Consider the following 17,487-nt stretch of genomic DNA (forward strand, 5'->3'; position numbering starts at 1 on the left):
AGGTCGGGACGGCTGACGTGTGCACTGCACAAAAGGCCAAACCCGATTTGCAGGGAATGCATATCTCGCACCTGCGAAATAAACCGATCCGCAAGGTTACGCACGCGGAAGGCGAGTCCGGTCGCAGACATCCGGCCCGTCGCCGCAATGCCGCCCCAATTAACCAGAATCCGGTGTCATACCAAGGTCGTAGATGCAAGGACGCCCCGCCGCGTCGGGCGCGGCGGGGCGTCGATGACTCGCGAAGACGGGCGCGGGCGGCTCAGGCCCGGATCGCCACCGGCAGGCTGTTCGGCGCCGCAGCATTGCGCAGCCATGCAGCGGTGTAATCGCTCACCGAGCGGTGACAGACCAGGCCGAAGCCGTCGCCCGCGCACCAGAACGCCGCCGCCACCTGCCCCAGCCGGGTGCGCCGGAACGCCCCCGGCCCGAAGGCGGCGGGGCGCAGGTCCACCGGCGCGCCCTTGGCCAGGACCTCGCGCGCGCCCGGCCCCGACAGCGCGAACTGCACCCGGGCCGAGGACAGGTCCAGCATCAGCGAATGCAGCCGCCCGAGCCGCTTCTCCAGCGCCGCCGCCTGCGCGGCCGCCTCCGCCGGGTCCTCGCCCTCGGGGAGCAGCAGCAAGAGCTCGTCCGGGCTCATCCACGCCGCCGCGCCGCCCTCGCCGGTCTCGATCCGCCGCACGCCCGGCACGGGCAGGCCGAACAGCCCCTCCAGCGCATTGGCCACGGAGGGTTTCGCGAGGTCCGCGCGCAGCGAGATCATCCCCCGGTTCGCCGGGCCGCTGATGATGACGGGATCAGACATCCTGCTTCTCCCCCTTCGGATCAAAGAATACCGGCGAGACGACCTTGGCGCGCATCACCGCGCCCGGCCCGGTGGAGAAGGTCAGCACCTCCCCTTCCCGGTCCATGCCCCCCTCCACCAGCGCCATGGCGATGGAGCGCCCCAGCGTCGGCGAGTGGTAGGAGGACGTCACGTGCCCGGTCATCCGCGCGCGCCCGTCCTCCTGCACATCCTCGACGCTCGGGGCGCCGTCGGGCAGCCGGTCGCCCGGGGTCTCGGTCAACAGGCCCACCAGGCGCCGCCGGTCCGCACGCACCAGGTCGGCGCGCATCTGGCCGCGCTTGCCGATGAAGTCGTCCTTCTTCTTCGACACCGCCCAGTGCAGGTCCAGGTCCTGCGGCGTCACCGTGCCGTCGGTCTCGTCCCCGATCATGATGAAGCCCTTCTCGGCCCGCAGCACGTGCATCGCCTCGGTGCCGTAGGGCTGCACATCGGACGGCATCCCCGCCTCCAGCAGCCTGTCCCACAGCGCCTGGCCATGGATCGCCGGAACCGCGATCTCGAACGACAGCTCGCCCGAGAAGGAGATGCGGTGGACCCGCGCCGGGATCCCCCCGAGCGCGCCTTCCGCGAACCCCATGAAGGGGATCGCCTCGCGGCTGACATCCATGCCGCCGAGCCGCCGCAGGATGTCCCGCGCCTTCGGGCCGACGACCGCGACCTGGGCGTATTGCTCGGTCGCGTCCATCACCCAGACGCGCAGGTCCCACCACTCGGTCTGCAGCCATTCCTCCATCCAGGCATGCACGCGCCCCGCGCCGCCGGTGGTGGTGTGGCACAGGAACTTGTCCTCGGACAGGCGCACCACCACGCCGTCGTCGAACAGGAACCCCGCCTCGGTGCACATCAGCCCATAGCGGCAGCGGCCCGGCTTCAGCGTCGACATCATGTTGGTATAGAGCCGGTCAAGGAACACCCCTGCATCCGGCCCCGAGACGATGATCTTCCCCAGGGTCGAGGCGTCCAGCATCGCCGCCCCGGTCCGCGCCGCGATCACCTCGCGCCGCACCGCCGCGTGCACGTCCTCTCCCTCGCGCAGATAGGCGAAGGGACGGCGCCAGTCCCCGACGGCCTCCCAGGTCGCGCCATTGGCGTCGTGCCAGGCGTCCATCGGCGTCTTGCGGGTCGGCTTGAACAATTCGCCCCGCGCGTCGCCTGCAATGGCGGCGAGGGGGACCGGCGTCCAGGGCGGGCGGAAGGTCGTCGTCCCCACCTGCGGGATCGGCTTGCCCAGCGCATCGGCCAGGATCGCCAGCCCGTTGATGTTCGACAGCTTCCCCTGGTCCGTCGCCATGCCGAGCGTGGTGTAGCGCTTGGCGTGCTCGACGCTCTCATACCCCTCGCGCGCCGCCAGCTCGACGTCGGAGACCTTCACGTCGTTCTGGAAGTCGAGGAACGCCTTGGCGCGCAGGTCCGCCCCCGCCTTCGCGGGCATGATCCAGACCGGCGCCATCGGGGCCTCGGCCTCTTCCTCCACCTCGGGCGCCGCGCCCGGCGCGCCGTCCCCGAAGCCGAGATCCCCGGCGGCATGCGCCCCCGCCCGGATCGCGTCCGACAAGGCCCCGGCGGTGGAGAGCGGCCCCGAGGCCGTCCCCGCCGTCAGCACGAAGCCCTGCCCGTCGCGTCCCAGCGGCGGCTGCGCCGGGTCGGGGCGGAAGCAGGCGGTCCCCTCGTCCCAGGCCAGCTTGCCGCCGCAATGGGACCAGAGGTGGACGGCCGGGGACCACCCCCCCGACATCAGGATCGCGTCGCAGGGGACCAGTTCGGAGGCCGCGCCGGTCCCGTTCGCGCGGCACACATACGCCCCGCGGACATGCCACCAGTCATGCTCGACCTTGCGGATCGCCATGCCCTGCCGCACGTCGATCCCCGCTTCGGACGCCGCGCGGGCCAGCGGCCCCTGCGCGCCCTCGCGCGGGTCGATCACCGCCGCCACGGTCACCCCCGCCTTGGCCAGCGCCAGCGCGGTGCGGTAGCCGTCATCGTTGTTGGTGACCACCACCACCCGCGCGCCCACGGCGACTCCCCAGAGCGCCGCGTAATCCCGCGCCGCGGAGGCGAGCATCACCCCCGGCTTGTCATTGCCCGCGAAGCTCAGCGGTCGTTCCACCGCGCCCTGCGCCGTGATCACCCGCCCCGCGCGCACCCGCCACAAGCGGCGGCGGGGGCCGGGGACGGCGTCGGCGCCCTCGGGCGCGCGCTCATCAAGGATGACATAGCCGTGGTCGTGCACCCCCGCCGCCTGGGTGCGCAGGCGCAGGGTGACGTTCTCCATCGCCGACAGCGCGGCGACCTGCGCGTCGATCCACTCGCCCGCCGGGCGCCCGTCGATGACCGGCGCGTCGACCAGCGCGCGGCCGCCCCACCACCAGTTCTGCTCGACCAGCGTGACCGAGGCCCCGGCCTCGGCCGCCGCGCGCGCCGCCGCCAGCCCGGCGATGCCGCCGCCGACCACCAGCACGTCGGCGGTCCAGTAGAAATGCTCGTACGCATCCGGGTCGGGTTCCGTGGGCGCCTTGCCGAGGCCCGCCGCCCGGCGGATCACCGGCTCGAACACCTTCTCCCACGCGTCGAGCGAGTGCATGAAGGTCTTGTAGTAGAACCCCGCGGGGAAGACGCGCGACAGCCGGTCGTTCACTTCGCCCACGTCGAATTTCAGCGACGGCCAGCGGTTCTGGCTCTCGGCCGTCAGGCCCTCGCGCAGCTCCACGGTGGTGGCGCGCAGGTTCGGCTCATAGCGCCCGCCCGCGCCGATTCCGAACAGGGCGTTGGGTTCCTCCCACCCCGCGGAGACGGGGCCCCGGGGGCGGTGATACTTGAAGCTGCGCCCCATCAGCATCCGCCCCGAGGCGAGCATGGCCGAGGCGAGCGTGTCGCCGGGATGGCCCGCCAGCACCTCTCCGTCCACGGTCCCGCGGATCAGCTCCTCGCGGTTCACGAGGATCCCGCCGGCGGTCAGTCTGCGGCTCATGGCTCAGCCCTCCCGGCCGGGGCGACGGGCGCGGATGCGCGCGAGGATGTCTTCGGGCGGGGCGGAGGTCTGGGCGGCGTAGGACCCGAACACCTCCAGCGTCGCGGTGCAGCGGGCGACGTGGAACCATTTCCCGCAGCCGAACTGGTGCCGCCAGCGTTCGAAATGGACGCCCTTGGGGTTCTTGCGGGTGAACAGGTAGTCGGCGAAGGCGTCGTCGGAGGCCCCCGGGCCCTCGCGCTTCAGATGCGCCTCGCCGCCGGGGGCGAACTCGGTCTCCTCCCCCTCGGCCTCGCAATACGGGCAGGTCAGCAGAAGCATGTCGGGACCTCGTTGTTGCGGCGCGCGGCGGGGCGCGGCGCCTGAGAACATTGGAAGAACATTTTCCTTGCCGGGACGGCGAAGGGCGCGCAGACTGGAACACATGGAGAACATCTGTTCGGAGGCGCGCTGATGACGATGATGGGACACAACCGCCGGGCGGCCCTGGCGGCCGAGCTCGAGGCCGCGCGGGCGGAGCGGGAGCGGCTGGCCGAGGCGCTGCGCCGGGCCGAGGCGGCGCGGCCGCGGGCCGGGCGCACGGCCCCCGTGCAGGTGGAGGGCTTGCGGCCCTGGGCCGCGGGCCGCGCCGACGACGCGGGGACCGAGGCGCTGCGGGCGGCCTCGCTGGCGCTCGCAGCGGCGGATGAGGATTTCGGCGCGCTGGAGGAGGAGCTGCCCTTCCCCCTCGAAGAGATGGGTTTCCCCGAGGACGCGCCCGGCGCCCGGGCCTGACCCCGCCCGCGCCCGGAGGGGGCGTGCGCCCGCTCAGGGGGGGCAAGCCCCCCATTCCCGGGCGCAGGCGGCGTGCCGCCGCCGGGGCGCGTGGCGCGGGTCTGCGCGGCGCCCGTGACGAGGCGCGCATTGCGGGTCGGGGTCATGTTCCGCGAAGGCGAGACGCCCGAGCCGCCCCCGGCCTGCGCGCCTTGTTCAGGGCGCAATCCCTGCGCATCCTTCCCGAACGGGGCGGCTTCGGCCCCGGCGGAACGGAGGGGCGCATGACCGGCGAGATGACGGAGGCGATCCTCGGCGCGGGCGCGCTGATCGGCCTGTTCCTGTTCGCATTCCTGTTGATGCGCGCAGGCGCGCGCGGCAAGCAGGGCCGGGGCGGCGGTGGAGCCTCCGGGTACGTCCCCCCCGGCTGGCATGCAGGTCGAGACGGCGGCGGCGATGGCGGCGGCGGGGACTCCGGCGGCGGCGGCTGGGACTAAGCCGCGATGATCAAGCTGCTGATCCCCGCGGGCCTCGCCGCGACCGGCCTTCTCCTGCACCGCGTCCTGCACCGCAACGCGCGGGAGATCGCCCGCGCCCATCCCCGCGGCGCGAGCGGGACGGTCGAGCCGCCCCTCGCCCTCGACGACCGCGCCGAACACCTTCATGAGCACGCCATCCCGCGGGCCGGGGCCGCTCGCCCCGTTGCGCAGGGCTGAGCGCCGCGCGCGCGGCGCCGGGAGGACCCCAGCATGAGCCAGCTCGAAGCCGTCATCGCCCTCGTCATCCTCGTGATCCTGGTGCGCGCCGTTCTTCCGCGCCGCCGGAGGAACGGACGCCGCAGGGGCGGAGATGACGGCGGCGGCTGGTTCTTCGGCGGTGACGACGGGGATGGCGGAGACGGCGGCGACTGACGCCCCGCCCCGCGCGCACCGCCCGCCGCCGACCGGGGAAAGACCCCGATGGGCGGCCTCGTCCCCGGCGGCCAACGGCTGGAGCCGCGCATCCGGGCAGCCCGAGGCGGACCGCGCCGCCTGCCCCGCGCCGGGATGTTGACAGCTGACAACCCGCGCCGATGCGAAGACGAAGACGCCCCGGGCGCCGCCCGGCATGGTCCCGGCGGCTTTGGCCGATGAGAGGGCGGAGACGGCGCAGGACGGGACTGCGGCGGGGGCGCGGCGCCCGGCGGCGTCGCGGCCCATCCGCGGGCTCGCCGCCCCTTGCCGCGCCCCCGCAGGGTCCGCAGCCGCGAGGGCCTCGCCCCGCCGCGCGACGCCCGGCCCGCGCCGCGCTGCAGACCGCGCCGCCGCCCGCGCCATCCACCCCGCCATGAACAGGCCCGCGGCCCCGGCGCCCCGGCCGTCGCCGTCGCCGTCGATGCGGCGGCGTCCCGCGCCCCCGCCCGGCGCGGCGCCCGGAGCCGGCCCGGCAAGGGTCGCGCCGCCCCCGTGCGCCGGGACGGGGCCCGCCCCCGCCGCGCGGCCGTCCGCCCGCGGGGCGAGGCCGTGGGCCTCGCCCTCGGCGCCGCCGCGCCCCCGGCGTCGAAGCCGCGCCCCCATCAATGCGCCACCGCGGCGGCGACCGATTCGTCGATCACCCGCCCCTCGGCGAAACGGTCCATGCCGAAGGGGCCCGCCATCTCGCCCGGCTCGCCCTTGGCCAGCATCTCGGCCGTCGCCCAGCCCGAGCCGGGGATCGCCTTGAAGCCCCCCGTGCCCCAGCCGCAATTGAGGAACACCCCCCCGACCGGCGTCTTGCCGATGATGGGCGAGCGGTCGCCGGTCATGTCCACGATCCCGCCCCACTGGCGCAGCTGGCGCATGCGCGAGATCACCGGGAAGGTCTCGGTCAGCGCGCGCACCGTCTCCTCTATGTGCTGGAAGCTGCCGCGCTGGGTGAAGTTGTTGAACCCGTCGGCGCCGCCGCCGATCACCAGCTCGCCCTTGTCGGACTGGCTGACATAGCCATGCACCGTGTTGGCCATCACCACGCAGTCGATCATCGGCTTCACCGGCTCCGAGACCAGCGCCTGCAGGGCCACCGATTCCACCGGCAGGCGGAAGCCGGCCATCCGCGCCAGCTCCCCCGAATGCCCGGCGACCACGAGGCAGAGCCGGTCGCAGGCGATGTCCCCGCGCGAGGTGCGCACCGAGGTGACATGGCCGCCATTCGTCTCGATCCCCGTCACCTCGCAGCGCTGGATGATGTCGACGCCGAGCGCCGCCGCCGCGCGGGCATAGCCCCAGGCCACCGCGTCATGGCGCGCGGTGCCGCCGCGGGGCTGCCACAGCCCGCCGAGGACCGGGTAGCGCGGGCCGTCCAGGTTGATGATCGGCACGATCTCCTTGATCCGCTCCGGCGTCACCAGCTCCGACTCGATGCCGCTGCACCGGTTGGCGTGCCAGGTGCGCGACCAGGCCCGCATCTCGTGCTCGGTCTGGCCCAGCATCAGCACGCCGCGGGGGCTGAACATGATGTTGAAATTGAGCTCCTGGCTCAGCCCCTCATAGAGGCTGCGCGACTTCTCGTAGATCGCCGCCGAGGGGTCCCGCAGGTAGTTCGAGCGGATGATGGTGGTGTTGCGCCCGGTATTGCCGCCCCCGAGCCAGCCTTTCTCCAGCACCGCCACGTCGGTGATCCCGTGCTCGCGCGCCAGGTAATAGGCGGTGGCGAGGCCGTGCCCCCCGGCGCCGACGATCACCACCTTGTAGCGCCCGCGCGGCGTCGCGTCGGGCCAGGCGCGCTCCCATCCCTGGTGGCGGGACAGGGCATGGCGGGCGATGGCGAAGGCGGAATATCGGGCCATGGGTCGCGGTCTCCTGCGCTTTGCTCGGGGCGCGCGGCGGCGGACCCCCGCCCCCACACTACCCGCCCGGCGCGTCCCGTCCAGACGTTGGGGAACCCCGCGAAGCGCAGCATTCGCAACAGTTTCAGCGCGCAACCCCCGCCCCGCCCCGCTCGCGCGCCGTTCACGCCCCCGCGACCGGCCGCGCGGCGCCGCATTGAAGCCCGCCCCCGCCCCCGGTACTGTCCCGCGGATTTCGCAGCCCGGCCCCCGCGCCGGGGCCCACGCAGGACCGGAAAGGCCCTTACGCATGCTGGAATTCTGGGCGACCGCCGCGGCGCTCGCCATCGCCGCCGCGCTGTTCCTGATCCGCCCGCTGCTCTCGCGCGGGGCCGACGCCGCGCCGCGCGCCGCCCATGACATGGCCGTGTTCCGCGACCAGCTCGCCGCCGTCGACGCGGATCTCGAGCGCGGGGTGCTGAGCGCGGCCGAGGCCGAGGGCGCCCGGGCCGAGGTGTCGCGCCGCCTGCTCGCCGCCGCGGCGGAGGCCGAGCGCAGCCACGGCGCCGGGCCGGCCCCGGCGGGCGCCTCGCGCGTGCTGGCGCTGGTCGCCGTCATCGGGCTGCTGGGCGGGGGCGCGGGCCTCTACTTCGCGCTCGGGACCCCGGGCCAGGGCGACCTGCCCCGCGCCCAGCGCCTCGCGGACATGAAGGAGGCCGCCGCCAACCGGCCTTCGCAGGAGGCGGCGGAGGAGAGGATCGCCGCGCGCCGCGAAGCCTCGGGCATCCCCGAGCCGCAGCTGCCCCCCGAGGCGGACCGGATGCTGGAGCTGGTGGACCGGCTGCGCGGCATCCTCGCCGACCGGCCCGACGACGTGCGCGGGCGGCGGCTTCTGGCGCAGGCGCTGATGCGGCTGGACGACCCCAAGGCCGCCTGGCGCGCGCAGGAGGAGGCCAACGCGCTGCTCGGCGACGCCGCCGAGGCCGCGGACCTGGAACTCCAGGCCGAGGCGATGGTGCTGGCCGCCGAGGGCTATGTCTCGCCCGAGGCCGAGAAGCTGCTGTCGCGCACCCTGGCGCTCGATCCCGGCAACACCACGGCGCGCTATTATGCGGGCCTGGCGCTGGCCCAGAACGGGCGCGCGGACCTGGCGCTGAAGCTGTGGACCGAGCTCTTGCGCGAAGGCGGCCCCGACGCGCCGTGGAAGGAGCCGATCCTGCGCGTGATCGGCGACGTGGCGCAGGAGGCCGGCGCCCCCGTGCCCCCCGAGGCGCAGGAGGCCGCCGACGCCCTGCGCGCCGCCCGCGGCCTGCCCGGCCCGGATGCGGACGCGATGCGGGACGCCGCCGAGATGTCGATGGAGGACCGGCGCGAGATGATCGAGGGCATGGTCGCGCGGCTCGAGGACCGGCTGGCGACCGAGGGCGGCACGGTCGCCGAATGGGGCCGCCTGCTGCGCGCTTACGGCGTGCTCGCCCGCGAAGGCGACATCGAGCGCATCATGGGCTCGGCGCGCGAGACCTTCGCGGATCGCCCGGAGGTTCTGGCCGAGCTCGAGGCCGCCGCCGAGGCCGCCCGCGCCCAGGCCGCCAACGGGGGGGCGCCGCAATGACCGGGGACGCGCCCGCCGGGGTGGTGACGATCGAGCAGATGGCCCCCCTGCTGAAGATGGGCGACCAGCTGCTCGGGCTCGATGTCGGGACCAAGACCGTGGGCGTGGCGCTGTCGGACGGGATGCGGATGACCGCCTCGCCGCTCTCGACCGTGCGGCGCAAGAAGTTCGGCGCCGACGTCGCCGCGATCTTCAAGCTGGCCGAGGGGCGGGTCCTCGGGGGCATCGTCATCGGCCTGCCGATGCACATGAACGGCGACGAGAGCCCGCGCAGCCAGTCGAGCCGCGCCTTCGCCCGCAACCTCTCGCGCCTCACCGACCTGCCCATCGTGCTGCAGGACGAGCGCATGACCACGGTGGCGGCGGAACGCGCGATGCTGGAGGGGGACCTGTCGCGCGCCAAGCGGGCCGAGAACATCGACGCCGTGGCGGCGAGCTACATCCTGCAGGGCGCGCTCGACCGGCTCGACGTGCTGGCGCGGGGGCTGGGGCGATGAGCGACGAGGTCTGGAAGCGCGACGAGATCGAGAGCCCCTGCAACAAGGTCTGCGTAATCCACCCGGGCGCGAAGATCTGCGTCGGCTGCTTCCGCACAGGGGCCGAGATCGCGGAGTGGTCGCGGATGACGCCCGAGGCGCGGCGCGCGCTGATGGACGAGCTTCCGGGCCGCGAATCGCGGCTGCGCGAGGCGGGGGTCCGCCCCTCCGCCCGCACCGGGCGGTCGCGGCGGCGCTGATCTCCGGGGCGCGGGTTTCAACGTTTCCGGCGCCCCCGCCGCGGAATTCGGTCTCCGATGTCGCGGCGCAGGGTTTCATGAACCATATGGCAACGCCTCGCGCGCAGGGTCCGCCCCGATCTTTTTCGGATGCGGAGCTTGCAGGCCATGCTGAAACGCCTCTCGATCTTCCAGCGCGTCGCGCTGGCGGCCATCGTGCCGTTGCTGGGCGTCTTCGCCTTCGCGGCGGTGGAGCTGGGGGAGCTCTACGAGCAGACCAATGAGCTGCAGACCGCGACGACGGCGGCGCAGGCCCTGCCCCAGTACACCGCCTTCACCCACGCGATGCAGGCCGAGCGCGGCATCTCCGCGAGCTTCATCGCCTCGGGGCGGGGCGAGGAGCTTCGCGTGCGGCTGGCGAAGCGGCGCCAGGCGACCGACGGCAAGCGGCGGGACCTGGGCGCCGCCCTCGCCGCCGCCGCCGAGAAACGCGGGGCGATCCTGGAGATGCCCGTCGCCGTCGCCGCGGCCGAGGCGATGAAGCGCCTCGACGGGCTGCGGCAGGCGGTGGATGGCGGCGCCGATCTGGGCGCGACGCTCAAGTCCTACACGGCCGAGGTGACGCGGCTGCGCGACGGCGCGACCGAGTATGCGCTCGGCGTCGACGCGCTGCAGTTCCGCGCCCTTCTGGTGGGCCTGTCGATGCAGCTGCAGCTGTCGGAATACGCGGGGCTGGAGCGCGCGGTGGGCGCCTCGGGCATCGCCGCGGGCGGGTTCGACGAGGCGCAGTTCCTCCGCTTCGTCGGCCTCGGGCAGAAGCAGGACGGCGTCGCGACGATGATCCACCAGTGGTCCGCCCCCGCCGTCGCCAAGGCGGTGGAGGCGCAGCTGGCCGCCGAGGAGAGCACGGCGATGGAGGCGCTGCGCGACCGTCTTCTGCAGGCGGGCGGCGCGATCCCCGAGGAGTTCCCGACCGCGGCCGAGTGGTTCGACGCCGCCTCCGCGCGCCTGGCCGCGCTCGGCCGGGCCGAGGCGCAGGCGCTGGAGATGATCGAGACGCGGGGCGCGGAACTGTACGACGACGCGCGGACCGAGCTGACCGCGGCGGCGGCGCTGACGGCGCTGGGCGTGGCGCTGACCCTCGCCATCACCTGGTTCGGCGCGCGCTCGGTCGCCGCACCGATCCGGCTTCTGGCCGAGCGGGCGATGACCCTGGCCTGGGGCAAGCCGGCCGAGATCCCCTACCAGGAGGACCGGTCCGAGATCGGCGGCCTCGCGCGCTCGGTGATGGAGATCAACCGCCTGGTCACGGTGTCCACGCGCACCGCCTCGGCGCTGGAATGCTCCGCCTCGGCGCTGATGATCGCGAACGACACGTTCGACATCGTGTTCGTGAACCCGCGGCTCGAGGAATCGCTGCTGCGCTCGGCCGATTTCTTCAAGAAAACCCGCAAGGACGCGGATTTCTCCAAGCTGGTCGGCCTGAACATCGACATCTTCCACAAGGACCCGGGCCGGATCCGCAAGATGCTGCAGGCGCTCAGCGGCGTCCACCAGTCCGAGATCGGCTTCGACGACCGCCGCTTCACCCTGACCGCCGCGCCGGTGGAACGGGACGGCAAGCGGCTGGGCTACGTGGTCGAATGGGCCGAGGTGACGGCGCTGCGCTCGATGCAGACGCAGATCTCGGACGTGATCGCGCGGATCCGCAAGGGCGACTTCTCGGGGCGCATCGACGTCGAGACCGAGGAGGCGTTCCTCGCCGCCGTGCGCGACGGGATGAACGACATCAGCGCCAGCATGGGCGCCTTCATGGAGGAAGTGCAGGACGTGCTGTCGGCCGGCGCCGCGGGCGACCTGACCATGCGCATGACCGGCGCCTACGAGGGCGACCTGGCCGCGCTGGGGCGCGACATGAACGCGATGTATGACGGGCTCGGGGCGCTGATCTCGGGGATCAAGGAACGGGCGGGGACCCTCTCGGGCGTCTCCACCGACATGCTGACCGGGGCGCGGGAGCTGAGCGCGCGGGCCGAGAGCCAGGCCGCGGCGCTGACCGAGACGGCGCAGGCGATGTCGGCGCTGACCGAGAACATGGCCGCGAACCGGACCCGGGTGTCGGACGTGCGCGGCGCCTCCGAGACCGCGGGCCGCCAGGCCGACGAGGGCCGCGAGGTGGTCCAGAGCGCGGTCGCCGCGGTGGGCCGGATGGAGGCGAGCACCGCCAAGGTGAAGGAGTTCACCGGCCTGATCGACGAGATCGCCTTCCAGACCAACCTTCTTGCGCTGAACGCCGCGGTCGAGGCCGCGCGGGCGGGCGAGGCGGGCAAGGGCTTCGCGGTGGTGGCGACCGAGGTGCGCAGCCTCGCCCAGCGCGCCTCCGAGGCGAGCCGCGAGATCGGCGAGGTGATCGCCGAGAGCGCGGCCCATGCCGAGGAGGGGATGGCGCTGGTCACCCGGACCGGCGAGACGATCGGCGCGCTGCTCGACGCGGTGAAGCAGGTCTCGGCCACGATGGGCGAGGTCGACGCCGCGATCGAGAGCCAGACCGCCGGCATCGCCGAGATGGACGCCGCGGTGCGCGACGTGGACGCGATCACCCAGCAGAACACCGAGCTGGCGATGAACACCGCCCGCGCGGCGGAACGGCTGAACGAGCAGTCGGACGGGCTGACGACGGATTCCGACCGCTTCCGCACCTCGGCGCTCGACGCGCCCGGCAAGGCCGCGCGCAGCGCCGCCTGACCCCCGGAGACCGGGGGACGCCTGGCCGGGGACGCCGCGCCCGGGCCCGGCGCCCGGCGGCGCAGCCGCCTGCGGCCGCGAACGGGGGCTTGTCCCCCTGAGCGGCCGCACGCCCCCGCCCGGGGACGGCGGGCTTCGGGGAGGGGCGAGGGGGGCAACGCGCCCGACTGCCCGCGCCAAGGCCCCTCGCGCGCGCGGCTCAGGCAGAGGAGGCGCGGCGGTCCCGCGGGGGGGGCGGTCGGGCGGCCGGGGCGGCAGCGGCCCAGGACGCCCGGGCTCAGCCCTTGCGGTAGGGATCCGCCGCGGCGCGGCTTTCCGACAGGCTCGGCGCCTCGTGCGCCAGCTGCTCCAGCGCATCGGCCACGTGACCCGTGGCGATGGCGTCGTCGCCGCGCGCGACCCGGATCCTGTGCGCCGCCATCAGCACCTCGGCATGGGTGCGGCCCGCGGGCGGCTCGAACAGGTAGGCCGCAAGCTCGATCAGCAGCCCCAGCGGGTCCTTGAAATAGATCGAGTGCATGAAGCCCCGGTCCTTCACCCCGCTATGGCCGATGCCGCGCGCGTTCAGCCGCTCCACCGCCTGCAGGAAGCTGGCCATCGACACCGAGAAGGCGATGTGATGCACGCAGCCCGGCTCGGTCGGGGTGCGCCGCCCGTCGCCCGTGCGGGCCTCGTCCGTGAAGATGGTGATCAGCCGCCCGTCGCCCGGGTCGAAATAGAGATGCCCCTGCCCCGGGTCGTCGAGATTGGGCTGCTCGAACACGAAGGGCATGCCCAGCACCCCCTCCCAGAAATCGATCGAGGTCTGCCGGTCCGCGCCGGTCAGGGTGATGTGGTGCACGCCCTGCACCTGGATCTTGCGCATCGCGCCTCTCCTCCTGTCTCGCGGCGCCGGCCGCCCTCGGGAAGGGCGATGATAGCCCGGGGGACGGCGAAATCACCTCCGCCGCAATCACGGAACGAGGCGCGGGGGCGCGAGGATCCGCTCCGCCGCCGCCACGGCGCCCACCGGCGCGGCGGGCCCGTCGAACCCGCCCGGCACGTGCGCCGCCCAGTCGAGCGCGAGCGCGAGGTCGGCGGCCAGCGCCGGGTCGGGCCGCGGCGGCGCCTGCCAGAACCCGGCGAGCGGGCCGCGATGCGCCAGCCCCTCGATGTCCCAGGCCGCGCGGCCCAGCGCCTTGGCGGGGCGGCCGGCCAGGATCGCCTCGAGCCCCGCGCCGGAATTGACCGTGACCAGCCCGGCGCAGCGCGGCAGCAGGTCGGAGAGGGGCGTCCCCCCCGCCGCCGTCACCCGCGCGTCGCCCCCCGTCGCGCGCGCGACGATCCGCGCCCAGGGGGTGAGGCCGTTGTCCATCGGGTGCGGCTTGACCAGCAGCCGCGCGCCGGGGGGCGCGTGCCGCGCAAAATCCGCCGCCACCCGGCGGGCCGTGTCGCGCAGGTCCTCGCCCGTCCCGCGGAACCGCACCTGCGCGTCGCCCCGCAGCTGCAGCGCGAAGACGAACAGCGGCCCGCCCTCCGGCGGCGGCGCCGCGCGCGGCCGAACGAGGGCCCGGCGCGCCAGCTTCAGCGCCCAGCCGCCATATTCCACCAGCGGATGCTCGGCCTGGTGGCGTCGATAGCCCGGATGCGCGGCCCAGGAGGTCGCCAGCGCGGCGAGGTTCCAGGCCATGTCGGCGGCGGCGTAGCGCGCGAAGCCGGCGCCGCCCGGCCCGGGCGGCGGCGGCCCGCCCGCCGCGCGCGCCCGCGCCGCCAGCGCCCGCACCCCGGCGGCGTCGCGCGGGAAATGCGCCCCCGGCCCGTCCGGCTCCAGCGACAGGCGGCCGGGGCGCAGCAGGCCGAGCTCGAGGTGATGCACCCGGATCCCCGCCGCCCGCGCCGCCGCGATCGCCTCCGGGTGGCCGGGGCGGCAGGCGCCCAGCAGCACGAGGTCGGTGATCCCGCGCGCCGCCATCAGCGCCGCGATCCAGCCCGGCCAGTCCCCTGGCGGCCCGTGGAAATGCACCGCGCCGGGGCGGCGCCAGAACAGCGCCTCGCCGCAATGGACATGGACCTTCGACACCTCGGCCCCGCGCGCGGTCAGCGCGTCGCGAAGGCGCGCCATGAAGCCGTTGGACGGGCCCTGCAGCAGCAGGATGCGCCGCGCGGTCATGCCCGCGCCCCGCCGCCCGCCGCGCCCGCCCTGCGCGGCGCCTTGCCCGCGGCGGGCGCGGATGCAACCATGGGGCGACCCCAGATCGCGCAGGAGGCGCAATGACCGGATCGTCCCGCCCCGCCCCGCGCCGGGTCCTGATGCTGCAAGGGCCGCCCGGGCGCTTCTGGTCCGACCTCGCCCCGGCGCTGACCGAAGCGGGGGCCGAGGTGCATCACATGCGCCTGTGCACCGCCGACGCGCTGTTCTTCCGCGCCGCGCCGGGGGTGCATCTTCACGCCCATCGCGGCGGTCCCGAAAGCTTCGCCGCGCGCATCGGCGGGTTCCTCGACGAGCACGGGATCACCGACGTCCTGTCCTATTCCGACCGCCACCCCTATCACCGCGCCGCCGCGGCGGCGGCCGAGGCGCGCGGGGCCCGGGCCTGGGCGGTCGAGTTCGGCTACCTGCGCCCCGACTGGATCACGTTCGAGCGCGGCGGGATGGGGGCCTGGTCGCGCTTCCCGACCGACCCGGCCGCGATCCGCGCGCTGGCGGAGCGGTTCCACCCGGAGCCGCTCGACCTCGCGCCCCGGTTCCGGCACGGCTTCGCCTCCGAGGCGGTGAACGAGGTGCTCTTCAACCTCGCCAACGCGCTGTTCTTCTGGCCCTATCCCGGCTACCGGGCCGAGGCCTATTACCACCCGGTTTCGGAATACCTGTCCTGGGCCGCGCGCCTGCCCTTCGCCGCGCGGCGCGAGCGGGCGGCGGCCGAGGCCGCGCGGCGCGCGGCGCAGGGGCGCTATTTCCTCGTGGCGCTGCAGCTCGAGAGCGACCGGCAGATCCGCGACAACAGCGCGTGGGAGGGCCAGCGGGAGATGGTCGAGACCCTGCTGGAGAGCTTCGCCGCCCATGCGCATGAGAGCGACCGGCTGCTGTTCAAGACCCACCCGCTGGACAACGGCCTCGAGGGCTGGCCGAAGACCGTCGCCCGCATCGCGGCCGAGACGGGGATCTCCGGGCGGGTCGAGGTGCTGCAGGGCGGGCCGCTCGACCTGCTGATCCGCGGCGCGCAGGGGGTGGTGGCCACGAACTCCACCGTCGGGCTGCACGCGATCGCGGCGGGGCGGCCGATGCTGGCCACGGGGACCGCGATCTACGACCTGCCGGGGCTGACCCACCAGGGGCCGATGGGCCGGTTCTGGCGGGCGCCCGGGGCGCCGGACCCGGGCTTCGCCGACGCCTTCATGCGGGCGCTGGCGGGGACCATCCAGGTGCGCGGGTCGTTCTACGCGCCCGAGGGGCGCAGGGCGGCGGCGCGGGAGATCGCCGCCCGCCTGACCGCAGCGGAGTGCCCGGGCGACGCCGCGGCGCTGCCCGTCCCGCCGCGCCTGGCCGCCCATGCCGCGCTGAAGGCCTGAGCCGCGGGCGCCGCGGGCCGGATGATCGCGCGCGCCGCGCGCCGCGCAGGCCGACGAGGCGCGCCGGCGCCGCGCCGCCCAGGCCGACGGGGCGCGCCGCCCGCGCGCCGCACAGGCCGAAAGGGCGCGCCGGCGCCGCGCCGCACATGCCGAAGGGGCGCGCCGGCGGCGCGCCGGACAGGCCGAAGGGGCGCGCCGGCGGCGCGCCCCTGGCGTCTTCCCCTGCCGACCCGTCACAGCCCGCCGGCGAGCCCGACGGTGCGGGTGGCCGGGCTGAGCGCCGCGCCGACCGCCGAGAGCACCTTCTGCAGGTCGGTGATCGGGGCGTTGGCGACATAGATCACGTCGTCGTCGCGCATCTCGAACCGGCGGGCGAGGAAGAACGCCTCGGGGCGCGTGAGGTCGAGATTGTAGACCACCTGCCGCGGCCCCTCGCCGAGGCCCAGCGCGGGGGCGGCGGGCTCGTCCCGGAACAGGAACACGGATTCGGGCTCGGCCCGCTGGTCGTCGAGGCCGCCCGCCGCCGAGATCGCCTCGGCCAGCGTCACCCGCGCCCGCGGGAAGGGCGTCAGCACCGGGCGCAGCGCCGCGCCGAACACCGCGTAGCTGCGCGGCTCGGCCGTCAGGGCCACGGTGTCGCCGGGGCGCACGGCGACGTTCTGCGTCGGCTCGCGCAGCACCCGGTCATAGCGGGCGGCGGCGCTGCGCCCCGCGCGCGTCAGGCGCAGCATGGCGTCATGGGCGGGGGTCTTCACGCCCCCCGCGGCGGCGACCACGTCCAGCAGCCGCTCGCCCACGCCCGCCAGCGGCACGCGCCCCGGCCGGGCGGCGGCGTCGCCGATCACGGTGACATGGGCGCCGGGGGATTCGAGCACCGCGGCGATGGCCTGGGGCTGGATCGCCTTGCCGTCCAGCGCCCGGACCAGCGCGTCCGAGAGCTGCGCCGGGGTGCGCCCGGCCGCCCGCAGCCGCCCCGCATAGGGCGCGTCGATGAAGCCCGCGCCGTCCACCCGCTGGGGCGGCAGGGCGATGGAGCGCGGCCCGGATTCCCCGGCCGCGGAGAAGAGGCCGCCATTCACCGCCTCCCAGATCGTGATCTGCACGAGGTCCCCGGCCCGGATCGCCTGGCCGTGCAGGGGGCGCGCGGCCTCCAGCTTCTCGGCCGCCGCCGCGGCGGCCTCCGCGGCCGCGCCCGCGACCTCGAGCGCGGTGACGGTGCCGACATCGAGCGGGCGCATGATGTAGGGTCCGGCGCTTTCCACCGCGCGGACGGCCGAGGCGTCGGGCCCCGACTTGGGGGCCACCGCGCAGGCGGAGGCGAACGCCGCGCAGGCAAGCATGGCGAGGGGGACGAGACGCATCGGTCGGCTCCTTCCCGGCGCGTTCGGCGCCGCATCTGTCCGGGCGCTTCAGCGTCCCGGTGGGCCTGGCGCGCGGGGCGCGCCCAACAGGGGAACAGGCGCGCTTCGGCGCCCTCTGGGGTCGAAAAGGATGGAGGAGGGGCCGTGCCCCC

Annotated in this window: 16 protein-coding genes; 9 read left to right on the plus strand and 7 right to left on the minus strand. The window is 74.9% G+C overall.

The window, feature by feature from the left end:
- Positions 1–262: 262 nt before the first annotated feature.
- The 3 genes from ACQ5SO_RS09000 to ACQ5SO_RS09010 are packed head-to-tail and all read right to left on the minus strand — an operon-like array spanning position 263 to position 4,139.
- Positions 263–808: a sarcosine oxidase subunit gamma gene (locus ACQ5SO_RS09000; RefSeq protein WP_430941258.1), complete on the minus strand. Its 546-nt coding sequence runs from the start codon at positions 806–808 to the stop codon at positions 263–265.
- Entirely contained in the window at positions 801–3,818 is a 3,018-nt protein-coding gene (locus ACQ5SO_RS09005; RefSeq protein WP_430941259.1) for a sarcosine oxidase subunit alpha family protein, read from the minus strand. Before ACQ5SO_RS09005 ends, ACQ5SO_RS09000 begins: the two co-directional genes overlap by 8 nt.
- 3 nt (positions 3,819–3,821) lie before the next feature.
- A complete protein-coding gene (locus ACQ5SO_RS09010; protein ID WP_430941260.1) occupies positions 3,822–4,139 on the minus strand; it encodes a sarcosine oxidase subunit delta in 318 nt (105 codons plus the stop codon).
- Positions 4,140–4,271: 132 nt separating this feature from the next.
- On the opposite strand from ACQ5SO_RS09010, the gene ACQ5SO_RS09015 reads away from it, so the two are divergent.
- The 4 genes from ACQ5SO_RS09015 (at position 4,272) to ACQ5SO_RS09030 (ending at position 5,482) form a co-directional block, all read left to right on the plus strand.
- Positions 4,272–4,592 carry a hypothetical protein gene (locus tag ACQ5SO_RS09015; protein WP_430941261.1) on the plus strand — a complete coding sequence of 107 codons (321 nt, stop codon included), beginning with the start codon at positions 4,272–4,274 and terminating at the stop codon, positions 4,590–4,592.
- A 263-nt stretch (positions 4,593–4,855) separates the two neighbouring features.
- Positions 4,856–5,068 (plus strand): hypothetical protein, encoded by a 213-nt coding sequence (locus ACQ5SO_RS09020; protein WP_430941262.1) that lies wholly within the window; start codon positions 4,856–4,858, stop codon positions 5,066–5,068.
- 6 nt (positions 5,069–5,074) lie between these two features.
- Positions 5,075–5,287: a hypothetical protein gene (locus ACQ5SO_RS09025; protein WP_430941263.1), complete on the plus strand. Its 213-nt coding sequence runs from the start codon at positions 5,075–5,077 to the stop codon at positions 5,285–5,287.
- A gap of 33 nt (positions 5,288–5,320) precedes the next feature.
- A complete protein-coding gene (locus tag ACQ5SO_RS09030; RefSeq protein ID WP_430941264.1) occupies positions 5,321–5,482 on the plus strand; it encodes a hypothetical protein in 162 nt (53 codons plus the stop codon).
- Between the two features lie 644 nt (positions 5,483–6,126).
- Here the strand turns inward: ACQ5SO_RS09030 and ACQ5SO_RS09035 are convergent.
- Positions 6,127–7,374, minus strand: a complete 1,248-nt coding sequence (locus ACQ5SO_RS09035) for a sarcosine oxidase subunit beta family protein (protein ID WP_430941265.1) — start codon at positions 7,372–7,374, stop codon at positions 6,127–6,129.
- Between the two features lie 289 nt (positions 7,375–7,663).
- Here ACQ5SO_RS09035 and ccmI point away from each other — a divergent pair, with 289 nt between their 5' ends.
- The 4 genes from ccmI to ACQ5SO_RS09055 all read left to right on the plus strand — a co-directional run bounded on the left by ccmI (position 7,664) and on the right by ACQ5SO_RS09055 (position 12,425).
- Positions 7,664–8,965: a c-type cytochrome biogenesis protein CcmI gene (gene ccmI, locus ACQ5SO_RS09040; protein WP_430941266.1), complete on the plus strand. Its 1,302-nt coding sequence runs from the start codon at positions 7,664–7,666 to the stop codon at positions 8,963–8,965.
- Complete coding sequence (gene ruvX, locus ACQ5SO_RS09045) at positions 8,962–9,462, plus strand: Holliday junction resolvase RuvX (RefSeq protein ID WP_430941267.1); 501 nt, start codon at positions 8,962–8,964, stop codon at positions 9,460–9,462. Before ccmI ends, ruvX begins: the two co-directional genes overlap by 4 nt.
- Complete coding sequence (locus ACQ5SO_RS09050) at positions 9,459–9,701, plus strand: DUF1289 domain-containing protein (protein ID WP_430941268.1); 243 nt, start codon at positions 9,459–9,461, stop codon at positions 9,699–9,701. Before ruvX ends, ACQ5SO_RS09050 begins: the two co-directional genes overlap by 4 nt.
- A 147-nt stretch (positions 9,702–9,848) precedes the next feature.
- Positions 9,849–12,425, plus strand: coding sequence for a methyl-accepting chemotaxis protein (locus tag ACQ5SO_RS09055; RefSeq protein WP_430941269.1), 2,577 nt, complete (start codon positions 9,849–9,851; stop codon positions 12,423–12,425).
- Between the two features lie 277 nt (positions 12,426–12,702).
- Here the strand turns inward: ACQ5SO_RS09055 and ACQ5SO_RS09060 are convergent, their stop codons facing one another.
- Positions 12,703–13,290: a VOC family protein gene (locus tag ACQ5SO_RS09060; RefSeq protein ID WP_430941270.1), complete on the minus strand. Its 588-nt coding sequence runs from the start codon at positions 13,288–13,290 to the stop codon at positions 12,703–12,705.
- Positions 13,291–13,377: 87 nt separating this feature from the next.
- Entirely contained in the window at positions 13,378–14,574 is a 1,197-nt protein-coding gene (locus tag ACQ5SO_RS09065) for a capsule biosynthesis protein (protein ID WP_430941271.1), read from the minus strand.
- A 101-nt stretch (positions 14,575–14,675) separates the two neighbouring features.
- On the opposite strand from ACQ5SO_RS09065, the gene ACQ5SO_RS09070 reads away from it, so the two are divergent.
- Positions 14,676–15,974 carry a capsule biosynthesis protein gene (locus ACQ5SO_RS09070; RefSeq protein WP_430941272.1) on the plus strand — a complete coding sequence of 433 codons (1,299 nt, stop codon included), beginning with the start codon at positions 14,676–14,678 and terminating at the stop codon, positions 15,972–15,974.
- A 233-nt stretch (positions 15,975–16,207) separates the two neighbouring features.
- On the opposite strand, the gene ACQ5SO_RS09075 is transcribed toward ACQ5SO_RS09070, so the two are convergent.
- On the minus strand, positions 16,208–17,335 hold the full coding sequence (locus ACQ5SO_RS09075; protein ID WP_430941273.1) for a polysaccharide biosynthesis/export family protein: 1,128 nt from the start codon (positions 17,333–17,335) through the stop codon (positions 16,208–16,210).
- Between the last annotated feature and the right edge of the window lie 152 nt (positions 17,336–17,487).

Source organism: Rhodovulum sp. DZ06 (genome assembly GCF_050586345.1).
Taxonomy (GTDB): domain Bacteria; phylum Pseudomonadota; class Alphaproteobacteria; order Rhodobacterales; family Rhodobacteraceae; genus JBOCEF01.